Origin of the sequence: Pseudoalteromonas sp. NZS11_1 (genome assembly GCF_015864275.1) — a bacterium.
In the GTDB taxonomy this organism is placed as follows: domain Bacteria; phylum Pseudomonadota; class Gammaproteobacteria; order Enterobacterales; family Alteromonadaceae; genus Pseudoalteromonas; species Pseudoalteromonas arctica.
In genome coordinates this window covers 39,584-57,877 of record NZ_JADYXK010000011.1, presented here as the reverse complement: position 1 = coordinate 57,877, position 18,294 = coordinate 39,584, and the positions used below count along the sequence as shown (strand labels likewise).

Genomic DNA, 18,294 nt, shown 5'->3' with positions numbered 1-18,294 from the left:
TAACGTATAAAGCAGCTAATCTAAAAAGCAATTAAATTTTTTGCATCCAAATCACACTCTCAACCGTTTACTCAATGATAATAAGAAAAACAGGACCCCTATGGATAACGATGATTTACTCCCTCTTTTGTGCGCAACAGCACAGGGAGACAAAAATGCTTTCTCAAGTTTATATCAACAAACTAGCGGCAAACTTTTTGCTATTAGTTTAAATATGCTCACTAACAGAGCTTATGCGGAAGAGGCACTACAAGATGCTTTTATAAAAATTTGGCATAACGCATCTGAATATAACGCCTCTAAAGGCACCGTTATTAGTTGGATGATAAGTATAGTTAGATACAGAAGTCTTGACTCACTGCGCTATCACAAAGTACGAAAAGAGCAGTCGTTAGGCGATGACGAATATGAAAATGAAAATGAAAGTATCGACGTTAATTACGATGAAGAAACGAAACTGGTTAATTGTATCGAACAGCTTGAGCCACAACAAAAACAAGCTATTCACTTAGCTTATTATAAGGGGCTGAGTCATAGCGAGCTAGTGGATCATATAGAAACGCCATTAGGTACAGTTAAAAGCTGGATCAGGCGTGGGCTTATGCAGCTACAAAGGTGTTTAACATTATGAATTATAATAAACCCGAACTATTAGACGCGCTTGCTGGGCAGTATGTGCTTGGCACACTTAGAGGGCTTGCCCGTAAGCGTTTTCAGCGTCTGTTGCTTAATTCAAATCAAGCACGTGAAGCAACAAGTCTATGGGAGCAAAACCTAAACAACTTAGCGAGTGCTATTACGCCGCAAACGCCACGTGACGAGGTATGGGTAAATATACTACAACGTATTGAAAACAGGCCACAAACAAGTAAAACAGTGATACATACCAAGCCTTCAATTTGGCGTACATGGTCTTTTGTGGCAACTGCTGCGTGTATTGTTTTAGCCTTTTTAGTTATTCAACCTAGTACCAATGTTATGCACACTCAACAAATTGCTTTGGTTCAAAATCAAGATAAACAATCATTGTGGTTTATTCATGTAAGCGAGCAAGGGCTCTCAATTAAAGCCAGTAGCCAATTGGTTGCCCAAACTAATAAAGATTATGAGTTGTGGATGATTTTAAAAGGGCAAGATGCACCTATTTCACTGGGTTTACTGCCCAAGCAAGGCAGTAAAATATTATTTAAAGATAACCGCTTTAACGCAAGTGATATCGCATTGTTAGCAGTGAGCTTAGAACCTATTGGCGGCTCGCCAAATGGCTCTCCTACTGAAGTGCTTTACACCACAGAGCTAGTACTTTTATAACCCTACTATTATGACTAAAGTTGGCTGTTTACTTAAAGCAGCCAACCTTCTTTAAAACTTTTTTAACAAAAAATAAAAATAATTTAACTTTTTTGCATCCAATTTAAATCCTGCCCCGTTATTAGCTATGACTTCAATCAAAACTAAAGGACAAAGTCATGAAAGCTTTAACTCCATCAATACTCGCAGTAGTAATATGTAGTACGTTTGTAAGTGCACCAAGTGAAGCATCTAGCCACAGAGAAGCGCCAAATATAAGCCGTTTCCCGACTTTAGATTCAACCGATTTTTATGTATTTAATAGTTACGAGCAAGGTCGTGATGATTTTGTAACATTAATTGCTAACTATATCCCGCTGCAAGATGCATACGGCGGTCCTAATTACTTTGCAATGGACCCAGATGCTACCTACAGCATTCATATAGATAACGACGGCGATGCTGTTGAAGATATTACATTTGCGTTTAACTTTAAAAGCATGCTTCCTAATGATAACCAAGGTGTGCAATTAACTGTTGGACCTGAAGGTAATCAACGCACCGTGTCTGTACCGCTTAAAAATGTAGGCGGTGTATCTGCCGGTGATGACAGCGCTGCAAATTTTAGCGAATCATACACAATGAGCATGATTAGCGGCGCGCAGCGTACTGGCGAAACAACGGTATTAAACAACACTGCATCAAACTCAAGCACATTTTCTAAACCGCTTGATTATGTCGGCAATAAAACATTTGGCTCAATGAGCGATTACCAAACTTATGCTGACCAATTTGTGTATCAGGTTTCAATTCCTAACTGTGAAAGCATGGCACAAGTTTTTGTAGGACAACGTAAAGACCCATTTGTAGTTAACCTAGGTAAAACATTTGATTTAGTTAACTATGTACCTGTAGAAGGCGATAGCGCCCCTGGTGCTGGTGACGGCGGTGGTTTTCCAGGTGGTATAACGCAATCAGCCGATAATGACGACCTTGCAGATAAAAACGTAACATCAATCGCTATCGAAATACCTAAAAGCTGTATTGTCGGTGAAGGTAACAAAGTAATTGGTGCATGGACAACAGCAAGCTTACCTCAAGCACGTGTATTAAACCCAAATGCTAAATTTGCTAATAATGCGGTAAACGGTGGTGCATTAACTCAGGTTTCACGACTAGGTAGCCCGCTTGTAAATGAGCTGGTAATTGGTATTAAAGACAAAGACACATTTTCTACTGCGCACCCTAAAGACGATGCACAATTTTTAGATTATGTATCTCACCCAGCACTACCAGAGTTATTAAATATTTTGTTTAAAGATGCTGTTAATACCACTCTTGGCGCAAACTTAGAAACTCTGGCACCCACTAACTTCCCGCGTACTGATTTAATCACTGCATTTTTAACGGGTTTTGCAGGCGTTAATCAACAAGCAACAGTAACACCTTCAGAAATGCTACGTTTAAATACAGACATTGCAGCAACAGCGCAAGCTGATCAATCTGCATTTGGTGTAGCGGGTAATGATTTAGCCGGCTTCCCAAATGGTCGTCGCCCGGGTGATGATGTGGTTGATATTGCACTTCGTGTTGTGATGGGTCGTTTATGTCATCCTATTCCTGTAAATGGTGAAGACACTGATTTAGGACTCTGTGTACCAGAGGATGCTAATACAGGCACAGTGCCATTTACTGACGGTGCACCTATTGATGCAACAATGATGGATTCATCATTCCCATACCTTGCAACACCGCTTGCTGGCTCTAAATAAGGAGTAAAATAATGCGTAATTTAAAAACTACCCATATTTGTGTTCTCCTCAGTGCATTAACATTGGGAGCATGTAGTAGCGATGATGATAAAAAACAGCCTACACCGGTTGTAAACACAGCGCCTACCGCAAGTGATGCAATGCTAACTACACAAACTGAGGTAAGCATTACCGATATGCTTAGCGCAACCGACAATGATGGCGATTCACTGACTTACTCGTTAACAAGTGAGCCAACTCTCGGAACTGTTACCGTTAATAGCGATGGTAACTTTACCTATACACCGAATAAAGAAGCGACAGGTTCAGATAGTTTTATGTTTGGTGTAAGTGATGGCGTTAATTCGCAAGTAACTGCAACAGTAAACATTACAATTGACGCACTACAAGTCGACTTTGCTCAATTTGCAACCGATGCATTTAATCAAGCCGCAAATGCAGAGCCATTAACTGTTAACGGTCGGGTGTTTACAAACACAGATACCGATGTTGATGGATTAATTTCAACAAACGGTAACTAACCAAGTAATTAAGCTGACAGGCCATGGATGGCTTTTTTCAAAGGATATTTATAATGCATTTATCAATTTTTAAGTCCGTCGCATTTATTACTTTATGCCTAACACCACTTGCGTTAAGCGCTGCGCTTTTTACCCCAAAAGATGATGCAGTTATTGCTAAAAGTAATTCAACGCTTAGTGCTTCCCTCTCTGTTGACGAAATAAATACATTAGTCACTAACAGCCAATATGCCGGCCAAACAGAGCGCTTACAGGGGCTACTTAAAACCCGTTTAGCCCAGCTATATAAACAAACACCCTCATCTCAAATTGGTTACTTATATGCTCGCGTTTTACAAAAAGAGCACCTTTTTGACGAAGCTATTGATATTGCTAACAACGTTTTGATTGCCGAGCCAAAACATAGTAATAGCCATTTATTGCTAGCCAATATATTTATGACTCAAGGTAAGTTTGCACAAGCAAAAAAACACTGCGTCGCCTTAATTGGGCAAGTAAGCACTATTACTGCTAGCACCTGTGTACTCGATGTACAAAGCCAACATGAAAGCGTTTTAGACAGCTACCAAGCATTAGTAAAAATTATAAATAATAATCAAACTAGCCTAGCTACAAACCATGTTTTAAGTGAAATGAGCTACCGTTTAAACAACTACAAACAAGCTTTGTCTCACTTACAAAGTGTAGATTTAGTTCAAGCCCCTGTGAGCCTTATTGTTTTATGGGCCGATATTCAAATTGCTCTAAATCAACCGCAACAAGTATTAAATACATTAAGCGTACTGCTTCCTGATAAAAGTAATTTAGAGGATGCTATTTTGCTAAGACTTTCAATCGCAGAAAAAAAACTAAATAAACGCGATAAAAAATGGCAAAATACAATGGCGCAAAGAGTTACACTACGAGAGCTTCGCAAAGATTCTTTTCATGCAAGTGACTTAGCTAAATATTACCTTGATGTACAACCAAATCGCGAAAAAGCACTTTACTGGGCTCATATTAATTGGCAACAGGCTAAAATGAGCACCGATGAGCAATTACTTATTCAAGCAAAAGCGATGCAACGAGATACACTATGAAAACGCCTTATCTATTTATACTCACTTTAATGCTGTGCATTTTTTCAACTTACAGCTTTGCCCATCAACTAAGTACAAGTTATATAACCTTAAATAGCGAGAACAATAACGACACCAACAAAAACCAATACACGGGTACTTGGCAAATTAATATAGCCGACTTAGAGCACGCAGTGCCTCTGGATTTAGATAAAAACGGGCAAATTTCGTGGGCAGAAATAAAAGCAAAACGCAGCTCAATTAATAACTTCATTGAAGAAAATTTAAATATCACGCAAAACGCGCAATCATGCCTTTTAAAAAGTGAAGGTATCTATCAGCTAGATAACCATTTTAACCAGCCTTATTTGGTGATTCCGTTGCTGTTTAGCTGTGATGACAATGAAGCAATCTCCCTTTCCTATTCTGCTTTTTTTAATACCGATGCCAATCATAAATCCATCGTAAATATAAACGGTGTATCTCGTGTATTTAATATCAACGAGGCACAACAAACGTTCAGCTTTGAGCAAACAAGTTATTTAAGTACGTTTAATCAATACGTGTATCAGGGTGTTTTACATATTTGGATTGGTATTGATCATATTTTATTTTTAATCGCCCTGTTACTTACCTGTGTTTTAAAACGCAGCGATAAAGCATGGCAAGGTATTAGCTCTAAAAAACAAATTATTAAACACACAGCATGGATAGTAACCGCGTTTACGCTTGCGCACTCTATTACGCTTACCGCAACAGCTATGAACCTTGTATCACCAAATAGCCGCTGGGTAGAGCTTGGAATTGCTATATCGGTTTTATTTGCAGCATTAAATAATGTGTGGCCGTTGGTACTTCGTTTAGGTTGGCTTACTTTTGCTTTTGGTTTACTACATGGGATGGGATTTGCGAGCGTACTTGGCGAGCTTGGCTTGTCGAGCGACTATCAGCTGCTTAGTATATTGGCGTTTAATTTAGGCGTCGAAATCGGTCAACTTAGTATCTTACTAGTAGCCTTACCAATACTCATTTATGTACGACACTACACTTGGTATAAAAAGTGGTTAATGCCAATGGGCTCCGTTGCTATCGCAATCATTGCACTTCAGTGGTCAATCGAGCGCTTTTAAATAGACTAAAATAAAAAAGCTAGCCAAAATATTGGCTAGCTTACTTTTGGTTATTTATTTTGAGCGTTACTGCGCTTTATCAAATGGCATCAGTAATGTTTTCATCGCAGGGCGAAGCGCTATGAGTACCGTTTCTTCGGTGAGCTCAGGGTAGAGTAACTTTCTGAGTAATAACCCCGCCATCATCGAAAAAATAACGTTAATTCGGCTTTCAAGTTCAAGCTCATCAATGTCTTTGAGCGCACTTCGCTCGCTTGTTAAAAGCTGTCTCATGCGCCCTCTTGCTTGAATATCGGTTTCACGCAAGAGAGTTGCTACTTTAATATTTCGACCTGCTTCTGCCATCATGTCTAAATCAATAACACACGAGCCTGTGTCCATGTGCCTTTGCACACCAATATTTAAGCCATCTAAAAGAGCCGCTAAAACATCACCAGGGTGATCTTCAAACTTTTGAAAGATGGAGAACATTTCTTCCATGTCTTTTTCAATAATGCTTTCTATAATGGCTTCTTTACTTTCAAAGTAATTATAAATATGGCCTGCACTCATCCCTGCCGTTTTAGATATTTCAGCCATACCTGCACCGTGATAACCTTTTCGGCGAAAACACTCTGCAGCAGCTGTTAATATTTGCTCACGCCTAGCCAGTGCTATCGCGGGATCTGTTTGCCTTTTTGCTTTAGGCTTCATGTTCAACTCCACTACCAAGTCATAAACCCAGTAAAGCAAGAGCTATAAATAGTCTCGCCATGTAAATATGTAATGCGGCTTTAAAAGCCGAAAATATTATTTCTCTACCTGAGCTGTTTCACTGGTTACGTTCCATCCGCCACCAAGCGCTTTGTACAAGTTAATTTGGCTTGCAAGATACGCTTGCTGACCCGAAATTAACTGTTGCTGAGCGCCGTACCACGTACGCTGAGCATCAAGTACTTGCAAGTAGCTATCTGCGCCTTTTTCGTAACGCATTTTTGATAAATCAAACGTGATTTGTCGGCTACTTATAAGCATATCAAGGGCACTTAATTGCTCTTGGTAACCTTCTCTGTCAGCAAGTGCATCGGCAACTTCGCGAAACGCATTTTGAATTTTTTGCTGATAAGTAGCCACTGCAATTTCTTGATCAGCTTTTGCTACATCAAGATTTGCTTGGTTACGTCCCATATTAAAAATAGGTAAGCTAATTGACGGCACAAAACTCCATGTACCCGAGCCTGAATCAAACAAGCCACTTAAATCACTTGAAGCAGACCCTGCATTGGCTGTTAAGCTAATACTTGGATAAAACGCCGCACGTGCAATACCAATATTGGCATTTGCAGCAAGCATTAAATGCTCAGCGGCTTTAATATCAGGGCGTTGCGATAACAGGTCAGACGGTAAACCAACCGGCACTTCTGGCATGCTGATCAAGTTAGTCAGGTCTTTACTAGGCAGTAAATCAGCTGAAACAGATTTACCCACTAATAAATCTAAGGCACTTTTATCACGCTTTAACAAACGTTTGTACGTTGCTATGTCTACTTTTGCTGTAGCAACTGTACTTCTAAGCTGCTCAAGGGTAATTGAAGACGTCGCACCTAAATCAAAGCTTTTTTGCGTAAGCGATAATGATTCTTGCTGAGAGGTGAGCGTTTCTTTTGCAAGCTCTAGCAGTTGTAAGTCCGTCGCGTAACTAAGCCACGCATTTGCCAACTCTGAAATTAAAGACACCTGCGTACTGTATTGACTAAGCTCTGTAGAGTATAAATTTTGGAGTGCTTGCGCTGATTGATTGCGTACTTTGCCCCAAATATCTAACTCGTAAGACGTAATGCCCACTGTTGCACTGTATTGCGAGCTAATAGCTGCATCGCCAGTACCCGACAAATCAGCCGGTAAACGCTGGCGCGTACCAGAAGCATTTAAATCAAGTGATGGATACAAAGCAGAGTCTTCAATTTGATACAAACCACGAACACGCTGCACATTAAGCACTGCAATTTGCATGTCTTTATTATGCTCAAGGCTTTGCGTAATTAAGGTTTGTAGTTTTTCATCATTAAAAAACTGCTGCCAATTTAATTGCTGCGCAGCGCTTTGCTCAGTACCTGATGCATAAGCATCAGATACTGGTAGAGCAAGGTCTTTTTGCTCTGGCGCTAATTGACAACCACTTAGCACCAATAAAGCAATTGCACTTAGGCTGAATGTTTTAATGCTCATTCTGCGCTCTCCTTTGTTGTCTCGTTAGTTTTACCAGGGAATACACGGCGAACTAACACAAAGAACAACGGTACAAATACAACAACTAATATTGATGATGCGAGTGTGCCGCCAATAATCGAAATACCTAACGCATTTTGCGCACCAGAACCCGCACTTGAGGCAATAGCAAGCGGTAAAACACCACAAATAAAGGCCATCGAAGTCATAAGTATTGGACGTAAACGTAAGCGTACAGCTGCAATAGCCGCATCAACTAAACCAAGCCCTTCATCCATTTTATGAATCGCAAACTCTACAATCAATATCGCATTTTTAGACGCTAAACCTATGGTGGTCAACAAGCCTACCTGCAAGTAAATATCGTTAGATAAGCCACCGCCTAGCGCTGCCATAATTGCACCAAATATACCCAGTGGCACAATCATCATTACCGCAAACGGTACCGACCAACTTTCATAAAGTGCAGCTAAACATAAAAATACAAACAATAGCGATAAGCCATATAGTAAAGGTGCTTGACCGCTACTTGAGCGCTCTTGGAATGAAATACCGGTCCACTCAGACGAAATACCATTAGGTAATTGTTTAACTAAACGCTCCATTTCATCCATTGCTTGGCCTGTACTGTAGCCCGGCGCTGCACTGCCTTGAATTTCCATTGCTGAAAAACCATTGTAACGCTCTAAACGTGGCGAACCATACGTCCAGTAGGCACTAGCAAACGCTGAAAACGGCACCATATCGCCATTATCATTGCGCACATACCACTTATTTAGATCCTCAGGCACCATGCGCGATTGTGCATCACCCTGCATATACACTTTTTTAACTCGACCACGGTCAATAAAGTCATTCACATAACTACTACCCCATGCTGTCGAAAGTGTACTGTTAATATCGTTTTGCGACACGCCAAGCGCTTCGGCTTTTGCCAAATCTGTATCAAGTTGTAGTTCTGGCATATCTTCTTGTCCATTTGGACGTACGCCCGCTAAAATTGGACTTTGGCTTGCTAAACCTAATAACTGATTTCGCGCAGCTAAAAGTGCGTCATGGCCAAGACCTACACGGTCTTGTAAAAAGATATTAAAACCATTAGCAGTACCCAGTTCAACAATTGCAGGTGGCGGGAATGCAAACACAAACGCTTCTTTTATCGTTGAAAAGTAGCCCATCGCTTTACCTGCAACACCTTGAACAGATAACTCGTCACGCTGACGCTCATCCCAATGTTTAAGGTTAACAAAGGCAATGGCTGAGTTTTGGCCAGAGCCTGCAAAACTAAAACCAGTAACGGTAAAAATACCATTCACAGCTTCAGATTGATCGTTTAAAAAGTGATTTTCTACCTTTTTAACAACCTCAAGCGTTTGTTGTGTTGTAGAGCCCGCTGGCAGTGAAACTTGGTTAAACAAAATACCTTGGTCTTCGTCAGGTAAAAATGCCGTTGGCAAGCTTGAGAATACATAAACCATACCGCCCACAATCACGCCATAAATAAGTAAGTAGCGTTTAGAGTGTGTAAGCATACGGCCTACAAAGCTTTGTGCACCTGAATTTGTTTTATCAAAACCACGGTTAAAGCCTGTAAAAAATCGGCCAAATAACGTCTCATTGTTATGTACATGGCTTGGTTTTAAAAGCGTTGCACACAATGCAGGCGTTAAAATAAGAGCAACTAAAACAGATAACCCCATCGCCGATACCAGTGTTATAGAAAACTGACGATAAATAATACCGGTAGAGCCACTAAAGAATGCCATTGGGATAAATACCGCAGAAAGCACCATGGCAATACCTACCAGCGCGCCTTTAATTTCATCCATAGATTTACGCGTAGCTTCAAGTGCCGAGAGTTTTTCCTCGGTCATTAAGCGCTCAACGTTTTCTACCACAACGATTGCGTCATCTACCAATAAGCCTATGGCAAGTACCATTGCAAACATCGTTAGCGTATTTATTGAATAACCAAAGGTGTATAAAATACCAAACGTACCTAGTAAAACCACTGGCACGGCAATAGTTGGAATAAGTGTTGCCCTAAAGTTTTGTAGGAACAAATACATAACTACAAAAACAAGTACAACAGCTTCAATTAAGGTGTGAATAACTTTTTCGATAGATAACGATACAAACGGCGTTGTGTCGTAAGGTATAACAGCATCTAACCCTTCAGGGAAAAACGGTTTTAGCTCTTCAATCGCTTTTTTAACTCCAGCGGCAGTATCAAGTGCGTTAGCACCACTGGCTAATTTAATACCTAACCCTGATGCAGGTTGCCCATCGTAACGAGCAACAACGCGGTAGCTTTCACCGCCAAGCTCTACTCTAGCAACGTCCTCTAGACGTACAAAAGAGCCATCTGGATTGGTTTTAACCAATATTTGTTCAAATTGCTCTGGCGTTTGTAATCGACTTTGAGCCGTTACTGTTGCATTAAGTTGCTGACCATCAACGGCAGGCATACCGCCAAGTTGACCGGCAGATACTTGCGCATTTTGCGCACTAATTGATGCACTAATATCAGCAGGTGTCAGCTTATAATTTTGTAACTTTGAAGGGTCTAACCAAATACGCATCGCGTACTGAGAACCAAACAGCTGCACTTCACCTACGCCTTCAACACGCGAGACAATATCTTGCACGTTTGATGAAACATAATCGCCAATATCAATATTGGTCATGCTGCCATCTTTAGACACAAAAGCATAAACCATTAAAAAGTTACGCGCTGACTTTGCAACTACAACACCTTGCCTTTGAACGGCTTCTGGTAATAGTGGAGTCGCTGTCGCTAGTTTATTTTGCACTTGAACTTGTGCAATATCAGGGTCTGTTTCGGCGCTAAACGAAAGTGTAAGTGTAGCAGAACCACTCGACTCAGACGTAGATGACATATAAAGCAAGCCATCAAGGCCTTTCATTTTTTGCTCAATAACTTGCGTTACCGTATCTTCAAGTGTACGTGCAGATGCACCAGGGTACGTTGCAGTAATACTCACTGCAGGTGGTGCAATTGAAGGATACTGCGAAATAGGTAAACTCCTGATCGCCAAAATACCTGCAAGCATCACTACAATAGCGAGTACCCAAGCAAATATCGGTCTATCGATAAAAAATCGTGACATTAAAACTCTCCGTTATTGCGCTTGATCGGCTTTAGTAGACGATTGAATTTCAGATGGATTCACTGGTGCACCAGGGCGGATTTTTTGTAAACCTTCAACTATTAATTTATCGCCATCCATTAAGCCATCAGTAACAAGCCAATCAGAACCAATCGTTCTATCTACTTTTAATACGCGGCTTTCTACTGTGTTATCTTTGCTGACAACCATTGCTGTTGGTTCGCCTTTTGAATTACGGCTAACACCACGTTGCGGAGCTAAAATAGCACCCGCCTTAACACCTTCCACAATAGAAGCTCGGGCATACATGCCTGGCAGTAATAATTTTTCTGGGTTTGAAAATTTAGCACGTAGTATTACTGAGCCAGTACTTGGATCAACTGTCACTTCAGAAAACTGCAATGTGCCTTTATGAGGATAAACAGAGCCATCTTCCATAATAAGTTCAACATCAGTTTGGCTAGTCGAATCAACACTTAGAGCACCTGATGATATTGCTTTTTTAAGTTTGGTAAGCTCATTACTTGATTGTGTTAAATCGATATAAATTGGATCTAACTGAGTCACTGTAGCAAGTGCAGTACTTTGGTTAGCACTAACTAGTGCACCTACAGTTACGCTTGATTTACTAATTTGACCACTAATTGGTGACGACACATGGCTGTAATCAAGGTTAATTTGCGCCGATTTTAACTGCGCTTTAGCCGTTAATAATTCTGCTTTTGCTTGTTTGTATGCGGCATCTGCTTCATCAAAGTCTTGCTGACTTACCGCTTTTATTTTTAAAAGCTCGCTAAAACGAGATGCTTTAGCTTTACTACTTGAAATACTCGCCTGAGCACGTGCAACACTTGCTTCACTTGCTGCTAAGTCTGCTTCAAATGTCGCAGGGTCTATTTGATACAGAGCCTGGCCTTGTTTAACCTCTTTACCTTCAACAAATAAACGAGATTGCACAATACCACTTACTTGTGGGCGAATTTCAGCAATTTGAAATGCACTGATACGACCAGGAAGTTCTTTTTTAAGAGTAAGCGCTTGGCTTTTTAATGTAAGTACACCCACTGGTACAGCTTTAGGAGCTGAAGCTTGTGACTGCTCAGTTGCTTGATCACAACCAGTTAAAGCAACAGAACCGACGAGGGCTGACAATACAAATAAAGCGATGCGGGAACGCTGCATGTTAAATACCTTTTAGTTTAGAGTGAACGATCATTCTAAATTAAAACGCGCTGATAATGAATCTTAATTAGAAGAAATTTACACAAACTTACACTCCTCAGTACAATATACGTCTTAGGTTGCATTTAATGTTAATTAGATGAAAACAGAATCAAGACTGTATGAAAATAAAACAACTTAACATATTGAAATAATATCTCATTTTAGAAACGAAGTTTTTAACAGGCACAAAAAAGCCAAGCAAATACAGCTTGGCTATTTATATAAAAACTAAAGCACACACCTTATTTTAAAGGGTATTAGCACTCTGCGGGTTAATAACCCTTGAAACTAACAACTGCTCTACCCTAATTCCTTCTACATCAACAACTTCAAACTTAAAGCCTGAAAAAGTTAAATGCTCCGCGCGTTTAGGTATTCGCTTCATATTGTAAATTAAAAAGCCAGCGACCGTTTCATAGTGCATCTGGTCAGGAAATTCTTCTATATCAAGTACTTTTGCTAAATCGGTAATTGGGGTTAAGCCATCTACAAGCCATGAATTTTTATCGCGTTCTATGATTAATTCGTCGCCTTGATGAGTGATTAAATCACCCATAAACCCTTTCATTAAATCTTTTACCGTTACAATGCCCACCGAAAGCGCATATTCGTTTACGACAACAGCAAATGGTTTTGCTGCACTTTTAAACGCATTTAAAGCTTCAGATAAGCTTAATGTTTCGGGTAAGTAAAAAACATCTTTATCAATGAGATCATCGTTTATATTGGCGGCTTCGCCCTTTAGTACTTGTCGTAAAATATCTTTAGATTCAACAGAGCCATGCAACTTATCTAAATTTCCTGACACCACTAAAAAGTGGTTATGAGGATGGTCAATAATTTTAGTCGCAATATCATGGCTAGATTCGTTTAAATCAAAATAGACAATTTGGTCGCGTGGCGTCATTACGCTTGATAAAAATCGCGCTTCTAGGTCAAACACATTGCCGATGAGTTCATATTCTTGCTTTTGCAAACTACCGTATGCAGCACCTGCTTCCATCATGGCAACAATGTCCTCTGTTGTCACATTGTCTTCTCGCTCAGCGGGCACTTTAAATAAGCGCAGCACAAAGTTAGTGACACCATTAAAAAACATCACCAGCGGGGTTAATGCAAAGGTAACCCAGCGCATTATTGTAACCACTCTAACAGCGACCGCTTCTGGCATGATCATCGCTAAACGCTTTGGCATTAAATCGGCGAATAATATAAACAAGGATGTAATAGTAAAAAACGAGAATAAAAAGCTAATTTTTTCTAAATGCGCACCTTGATAAAACAATACCAACACACTTTCAACATAAGGCGATAAGGCCTGCTCGCCCACAATACCACCCAATATCGCTATCGCGTTGAGTGCTATTTGGATCATGGCAAAAAAAGCCCCTGGATTTTCTTGTAGCTTTAGTACCGCTGCTGCCTTTATATTCCCTTCATCTGCCATTACTCGCAGTTTTATTTTACGCGACGCTGCAATTGCTATTTCTGACATAGCAAACAACGCACTGATCAAGATCAATAAGCTAATCCCGATTAAATCACCCATTAAACGCTCCAAAAAGTTAGTGCTTTTTTAAACAAAAAGCAGCTGGATTATAATCGGTTTTTAAAATGCGGCAATTTATATTTATAAAATATATTAAAGTAATTTAATTTCATGAGGTTACATTGATTAAACTGTTTTTTAAACTGTTTAATTGCCTTTAAAGGCGACTTTTAATTGAACAACTAAGGCCGGATCCATATTTATATTACAAGCAAAAAATAATGGAGATTGAGCTGTATTTAGATTTAGTAATGGCTCGAGTAGCTCAAGCCTTGGCTCAGTTTTTATTCGATAGCTAAATTGCTTTTTGCTAAGAACAACAAAATCAAGAATATCGTGACGAGTGCTTATAAGTTTATCTATTTTATCTAGGCTATCGATGAGTAATAAATGCTTGTTCTCACTAAAGCCCCTCTCAAGCAAATAGTGATGACTAAAGTTATCACGCAGTACTGCTATTTTATATTTTTTAGCATCATTGAGAGTATTTAACTTTATACCTCTGGACTTTAGACCATAAATAGCAGAATCAAAGCTTTCCAGTTCACCTACCCAGTTAAACTTACTTTCTCTATTAGGTAATCGAACAATTGAAAATATACAGGTGTTTTTATCGCGTAGCGCTGCATTGTAAGATATGGCCCAACTATGCGCCAACATAGTGTATTTTATACCAGTGCCTTCTAGCGCTTTATGAACTTTATCGACAGAACGGCCAACGAGTTTATTATCTTCATTGAGATACTGAAAGTCCGGAAATACTTCCGTTACTATTGTGATTTCAGTTGCATCAACTTTAATACAGCTAATGAACAATAAAAAGATCAATAATTTCATTCAGCAAGGCCTCAACTAACTCATTATAAGTATTTAATAAATATAGCTGAGGCTTTATGAACTGCTAGTTTTTAGTCATGTAATGCACACTTATACGCTGATAGTACTAGTATTTATAGCTCATACAGCTTACTTGTTCATCGCACTAATTAAAAAGGCTGAAATTTTAGCGCCTTCTCTAAGTGTCGTTTCAGAGCTTGATTGGCCCACTAAAGAGCTGTCGGTAAATGGCGCTATTTCCATCATATCCGCACCCGTAATCGGAAACTCATCCGCAATGGCTGATAAAATATCAAGCGCATGCTGTGGTGTTAAACCATTATGTTCTGGCGTACCTGTGGCAGATGCAAACTCTGCATCAAGCGCATCAATATCAAAGCTTACGTATACTTCATCAACGTTATCAGCTTTTAACTGTGCAATAGCGTCGGCAGCAACCGCTGCTGCGCCGCGCTCAATGATTTCATGTGCCCAATGTTGCTTAACGCCAAAGGTACTTTCCCAGTGTGCTTTAGGCTTACCACTTGAGCGTATACCAAATTGTATTAAATGATGTGGCGCCGGTAAAAACTCTAAAATATGCGTACACCACGAGCCAAAACATAAATCTATGCCTAGGCGCTCAACAAGTAAATCGGTATGCGCGTCAAAGTGAATAATAGCGGTACGCTTACCTTGCTCACGTTTTGCTTTTAAGTAGGCTTTGGTAAGTGGGTAACTAATTGAGTGATCGCCACCAATACCAAATATCCCTTTATCTTTAAATGTTGCGTAAAAACTGTCGCATACATCCTCAGTGATTGATAAGGGGCTTACGTAGTAGTCGTTATCTTCATTACCGTATAGGGCTTTTTGGCAATTAGAAATGGTTGCATCATTTAGGTATTTATCATGAAGTAAATGTGGGATTACACGTACATCGCCTAAATCAAACGAGTGACACTGCGGTTGCTGATCAATTAAAGCTGAGCGCACAAACAGTGGCCCCCAGTTTGCACCGCGTAAAATACCACCGCCACAGTCTGAGCTAATACCTAACATAACGGCTTTATGTGGAGAATTTGGTAATTCATTTAAAGACTCGCGCCACAAATTATCAACGTTTTCAGTTTGTCCATAAAGTTTATTACGCAGTGCGGCTTTGCGCTCTTTTGCAGTATTTACTGTGTATACGCCATCACCAGGTGCGCACAAACAGTGCTCAACTTTGTTTTTAAATGCTTCAAATTGTGTGCTCATAATAAACTCCTTCGATTTTTATTCTGTACGTAGCTAATTACTTTTGATTAGTTATGCAAAATCACCAAAAGTGCCTAAACTTCAAATAAATTCCACTTTGCTAAATAAGTCTGTGCCTAATATAAATAAACACGTTAGCTTTTACGTGCTTAATACAAATTTAAGCCATTGAATTAATTTAATATTAATGAATATTTACCATAAACTATTTAATTGTAGTTACGCGCTTGGTTGATACTTATTATGTCTGCTCGAACATGTCAACAGCACAACAAGGCTACTTGTATAAGCACTTGATTGAATATTCATAGTTGATGAATAAATCAAATTAGTCCTTAAAATTATTAAGACTTAATTGGAGGAGTTAAGATAAAACGGACAATCGTCCTGTACTTGATAAACGTTTCTAGGAATGATGCTAAATTGACACAATTTATTATAAAAAGGCTTAGCTATGGAAAAGGTATTTCACTTAGGACTATGTATTGACGATCTTAAAGGTGCAAAACTTGCGATTGTACCGGGCGATCCAGATCGTGCTGCACGCATTTCACAATTCCTAGACAACCCAACCTGCCTTGCTCAAACTCGTGAGTTTCATGTTTACTTAGGTCAACTAAACGGCCATTCGGTGGTTGTTTGTTCTACGGGTATTGGTGGTCCATCTACGTCGATTGCAGTAGAAGAATTAGCACAACTTGGCGTGCGTAAATTTTTACGTATTGGTACAACAGGTGCGATTCAGCCACATATCAACGAAGGCGAAATTTTAATTAGCCAAGCGTCTGTACGTTTAGACGGTGCAAGCCAGCATTTTGCTCCTCTTAGCTACCCTGCTGTGTCTGACTTTTATGCAACACAAGCTATGGTACAAGCATGTAAAAACTTAAATATCGATTTTCATATTGGTATTACTGCATCAAGCGATACATTTTATCCAGGACAAGAGCGTTACGATACGCATTCTGGTTACGTTCCTAAATCACTACAAGGTAGCTGCGAAGAGTGGCAAAAACTGGGCGTGATGAACTACGAAATGGAATCAGCAACATTATTTACTATGTGTGCAGCCCTTGGTTTACAAGCAGCATGTGTTGCCGGCGTACTTGTTAATCGTACTCGCCAAGAAATACCAAATGTTGACCATGGTGAAATTGAGCGTAAATCTGTAGCGGTAGTATTAGAAGCGGCAAAAGTATTACTTGATTAATATAAGTTCTATTAATTAATGGGCTATTATAACGATAAGAAAATGGCTCAGTAACAAGGCAAAAATTATGAAGTATAGTTGTCTTATATGAATAATTTTTAACGCAGTTAGTGAGTTATTTAATTCGATAGAATGGCACATTTTAATAAAGCACAGCTCTGCCTGTGCTTTATTGTTTTTAAGAGGTTATTTTAGCTGAGCGCTAATTACTTCTATTGCCGGTAGATTTTTAAAACTTGCAAGTACAGCACGTGCTACACCCGCTTGGTTTTCATGGCCTGCGGTTTCTAAAAGTGTAATTGATTTTACTGTACTTTCGTTAAAGCTAAGCCCTGCGATAAATAATTGGCTAAGTGCACTTTGCAGTGGCGACAAGCTTGGGCTGTACGCTGCGTTTTCTGCGTAACTTCCGTAAAAATCACCATTTTCAAATGTACTAATTTTTACTGCACTAAAGTTTTTACTATAGGGTACGTATGCGTTTAATGCTGTACTTGCTAGTTTTTCATCTAGTTGATCATTTGCAAATACTTGCTGGTGAGGCTCTGGATTAAACAAGCTAAACGCGTTACCTAAATCAGTCGGCCCAAACGAGTGCGGCAGTAATTCTGCCAATTTAAAGTGTTGCTCTGGCAATAAAATATCAAACTCTTTCGCATCAGCGAGTTCGTTCATAAACTGACGACAATACCCACACGGTGCATCGCTAATCGCTATTTTAACTATTTTTTTAGCGCCGTTTAACCATGCGTTATTTATAGCCGATTGCTCTGCATGAACCACTAAACTCAATGCTTGATGATCAAACTCTACATTTGCACCAAAGTAAAAGTTTACCTCATCGTTTTCATCAAGTGCTTTAACAATTGCGCCTACATGAAAATCTGATATCGGCGCTACAGCATACTCAGAAGCCAAAGGTACTAAACCTTGTAATAATGCATCATCAGACACATTGAGTTGCGCGCATAACGCTTTAATATTATTAGAATTTAATATGCCATGTTGTGATTTTAATTGACTACGTAATGACGCTGTTTGCGCTACGTTTAATGTGATGTGCGAATTTGTAAGTGCTGTATCTTGCTGTACAGTAAAAGTTGCTGAAGCCATAACATTTTTTAA

At 39.6% G+C, this 18,294-nt stretch carries 15 protein-coding genes; 7 read left to right on the top strand and 8 right to left on the bottom strand.

From position 1 onward, the window contains the following. Nucleotides 1-100 precede the first annotated feature (100 nt). From I6F44_RS09945 to I6F44_RS09920, 6 genes are all read left to right on the top strand, one after another. On the top strand, nucleotides 101-631 hold the full coding sequence (locus I6F44_RS09945; protein ID WP_197173712.1) for a sigma-70 family RNA polymerase sigma factor: 531 nt from the start codon (nucleotides 101-103) through the stop codon (nucleotides 629-631). Continuing rightward, the gene (locus I6F44_RS09940; RefSeq protein ID WP_197173711.1) at nucleotides 628-1,311 is read left to right on the top strand and encodes an anti-sigma factor; all 684 of its coding nucleotides are present in this window, start codon (nucleotides 628-630) and stop codon (nucleotides 1,309-1,311) included. The genes I6F44_RS09945 and I6F44_RS09940 overlap by 4 nt, the downstream gene beginning before the upstream one ends. A 158-nt stretch (nucleotides 1,312-1,469) precedes the next feature. Beyond that, complete coding sequence (locus I6F44_RS09935; RefSeq protein WP_165735915.1) at nucleotides 1,470-3,062, top strand: DUF4331 domain-containing protein; 1,593 nt, start codon at nucleotides 1,470-1,472, stop codon at nucleotides 3,060-3,062. Between the two features lie 11 nt (nucleotides 3,063-3,073). Further along, the gene (locus I6F44_RS09930) at nucleotides 3,074-3,583 is read left to right on the top strand and encodes an Ig-like domain-containing protein (protein WP_121953590.1); all 510 of its coding nucleotides are present in this window, start codon (nucleotides 3,074-3,076) and stop codon (nucleotides 3,581-3,583) included. 53 nt (nucleotides 3,584-3,636) lie between these two features. Further along, on the top strand, nucleotides 3,637-4,662 hold the full coding sequence (locus I6F44_RS09925; protein ID WP_121953591.1) for a hypothetical protein: 1,026 nt from the start codon (nucleotides 3,637-3,639) through the stop codon (nucleotides 4,660-4,662). After that, the gene (locus I6F44_RS09920) at nucleotides 4,659-5,771 is read left to right on the top strand and encodes a HupE/UreJ family protein (protein ID WP_197173710.1); all 1,113 of its coding nucleotides are present in this window, start codon (nucleotides 4,659-4,661) and stop codon (nucleotides 5,769-5,771) included. Before I6F44_RS09925 ends, I6F44_RS09920 begins: the two co-directional genes overlap by 4 nt. Nucleotides 5,772-5,837: 66 nt before the next feature. Here the strand turns inward: I6F44_RS09920 and I6F44_RS09915 are convergent, their stop codons facing one another. From I6F44_RS09915 to I6F44_RS09885, 7 genes are all read right to left on the bottom strand, one after another. Beyond that, nucleotides 5,838-6,464, bottom strand: coding sequence for a TetR/AcrR family transcriptional regulator (locus I6F44_RS09915; RefSeq protein WP_121953593.1), 627 nt, complete (start codon nucleotides 6,462-6,464; stop codon nucleotides 5,838-5,840). A gap of 96 nt (nucleotides 6,465-6,560) precedes the next feature. Continuing rightward, complete coding sequence (locus I6F44_RS09910; protein ID WP_197173709.1) at nucleotides 6,561-7,979, bottom strand: efflux transporter outer membrane subunit; 1,419 nt, start codon at nucleotides 7,977-7,979, stop codon at nucleotides 6,561-6,563. Further along, nucleotides 7,976-11,110, bottom strand: a complete 3,135-nt coding sequence (locus I6F44_RS09905; protein ID WP_197173708.1) for an efflux RND transporter permease subunit — start codon at nucleotides 11,108-11,110, stop codon at nucleotides 7,976-7,978. Before I6F44_RS09905 ends, I6F44_RS09910 begins: the two co-directional genes overlap by 4 nt. Before the next feature lie 12 nt (nucleotides 11,111-11,122). Then, nucleotides 11,123-12,292, bottom strand: a complete 1,170-nt coding sequence (locus I6F44_RS09900) for an efflux RND transporter periplasmic adaptor subunit (RefSeq protein ID WP_197173707.1) — start codon at nucleotides 12,290-12,292, stop codon at nucleotides 11,123-11,125. Between the two features lie 289 nt (nucleotides 12,293-12,581). Beyond that, a complete protein-coding gene (locus tag I6F44_RS09895) occupies nucleotides 12,582-13,883 on the bottom strand; it encodes a hemolysin family protein (protein WP_024607789.1) in 1,302 nt (433 codons plus the stop codon). A 147-nt stretch (nucleotides 13,884-14,030) separates the two neighbouring features. Continuing rightward, the gene (locus I6F44_RS09890) at nucleotides 14,031-14,720 is read right to left on the bottom strand and encodes a transporter substrate-binding domain-containing protein (RefSeq protein WP_024591832.1); all 690 of its coding nucleotides are present in this window, start codon (nucleotides 14,718-14,720) and stop codon (nucleotides 14,031-14,033) included. 129 nt (nucleotides 14,721-14,849) lie between these two features. Next, nucleotides 14,850-15,959, bottom strand: a complete 1,110-nt coding sequence (locus tag I6F44_RS09885) for an arginase family protein (protein WP_007582386.1) — start codon at nucleotides 15,957-15,959, stop codon at nucleotides 14,850-14,852. A 454-nt stretch (nucleotides 15,960-16,413) separates the two neighbouring features. Here I6F44_RS09885 and udp point away from each other — a divergent pair, with 454 nt between their 5' ends. Next, nucleotides 16,414-17,169, top strand: a complete 756-nt coding sequence (udp, locus tag I6F44_RS09880; protein ID WP_007582384.1) for a uridine phosphorylase — start codon at nucleotides 16,414-16,416, stop codon at nucleotides 17,167-17,169. A gap of 186 nt (nucleotides 17,170-17,355) precedes the next feature. Here udp and cdd read toward each other — a convergent pair whose 3' ends face one another. Beyond that, a complete protein-coding gene (cdd, locus tag I6F44_RS09875) occupies nucleotides 17,356-18,282 on the bottom strand; it encodes a cytidine deaminase (protein WP_169060827.1) in 927 nt (308 codons plus the stop codon). Nucleotides 18,283-18,294 lie beyond the last annotated feature (12 nt).

Excerpts from the sequence above, each read along its gene's own strand:
- I6F44_RS09945 (WP_197173712.1), top strand. The coding sequence starts at position 101 with ATGGATAACGATGATTTACTCCCTCTTTTGTGCGCAACAGCACAGGGA.
- I6F44_RS09940 (WP_197173711.1), top strand. The coding sequence starts at position 628 with ATGAATTATAATAAACCCGAACTATTAGACGCGCTTGCTGGGCAGTAT.
- I6F44_RS09935 (WP_165735915.1), top strand. The coding sequence starts at position 1,470 with ATGAAAGCTTTAACTCCATCAATACTCGCAGTAGTAATATGTAGTACG.
- I6F44_RS09930 (WP_121953590.1), top strand. The coding sequence starts at position 3,074 with ATGCGTAATTTAAAAACTACCCATATTTGTGTTCTCCTCAGTGCATTA.
- I6F44_RS09925 (WP_121953591.1), top strand. The coding sequence starts at position 3,637 with ATGCATTTATCAATTTTTAAGTCCGTCGCATTTATTACTTTATGCCTA.
- I6F44_RS09920 (WP_197173710.1), top strand. The coding sequence starts at position 4,659 with ATGAAAACGCCTTATCTATTTATACTCACTTTAATGCTGTGCATTTTT.
- I6F44_RS09915 (WP_121953593.1), bottom strand. The coding sequence starts at position 6,464 with ATGAAGCCTAAAGCAAAAAGGCAAACAGATCCCGCGATAGCACTGGCT.
- I6F44_RS09910 (WP_197173709.1), bottom strand. The coding sequence starts at position 7,979 with ATGAGCATTAAAACATTCAGCCTAAGTGCAATTGCTTTATTGGTGCTA.
- I6F44_RS09905 (WP_197173708.1), bottom strand. The coding sequence starts at position 11,110 with ATGTCACGATTTTTTATCGATAGACCGATATTTGCTTGGGTACTCGCT.
- I6F44_RS09900 (WP_197173707.1), bottom strand. The coding sequence starts at position 12,292 with ATGCAGCGTTCCCGCATCGCTTTATTTGTATTGTCAGCCCTCGTCGGT.
- I6F44_RS09895 (WP_024607789.1), bottom strand. The coding sequence starts at position 13,883 with ATGGGTGATTTAATCGGGATTAGCTTATTGATCTTGATCAGTGCGTTG.
- I6F44_RS09890 (WP_024591832.1), bottom strand. The coding sequence starts at position 14,720 with ATGAAATTATTGATCTTTTTATTGTTCATTAGCTGTATTAAAGTTGAT.
- I6F44_RS09885 (WP_007582386.1), bottom strand. The coding sequence starts at position 15,959 with ATGAGCACACAATTTGAAGCATTTAAAAACAAAGTTGAGCACTGTTTG.
- udp (WP_007582384.1), top strand. The coding sequence starts at position 16,414 with ATGGAAAAGGTATTTCACTTAGGACTATGTATTGACGATCTTAAAGGT.
- cdd (WP_169060827.1), bottom strand. The coding sequence starts at position 18,282 with ATGGCTTCAGCAACTTTTACTGTACAGCAAGATACAGCACTTACAAAT.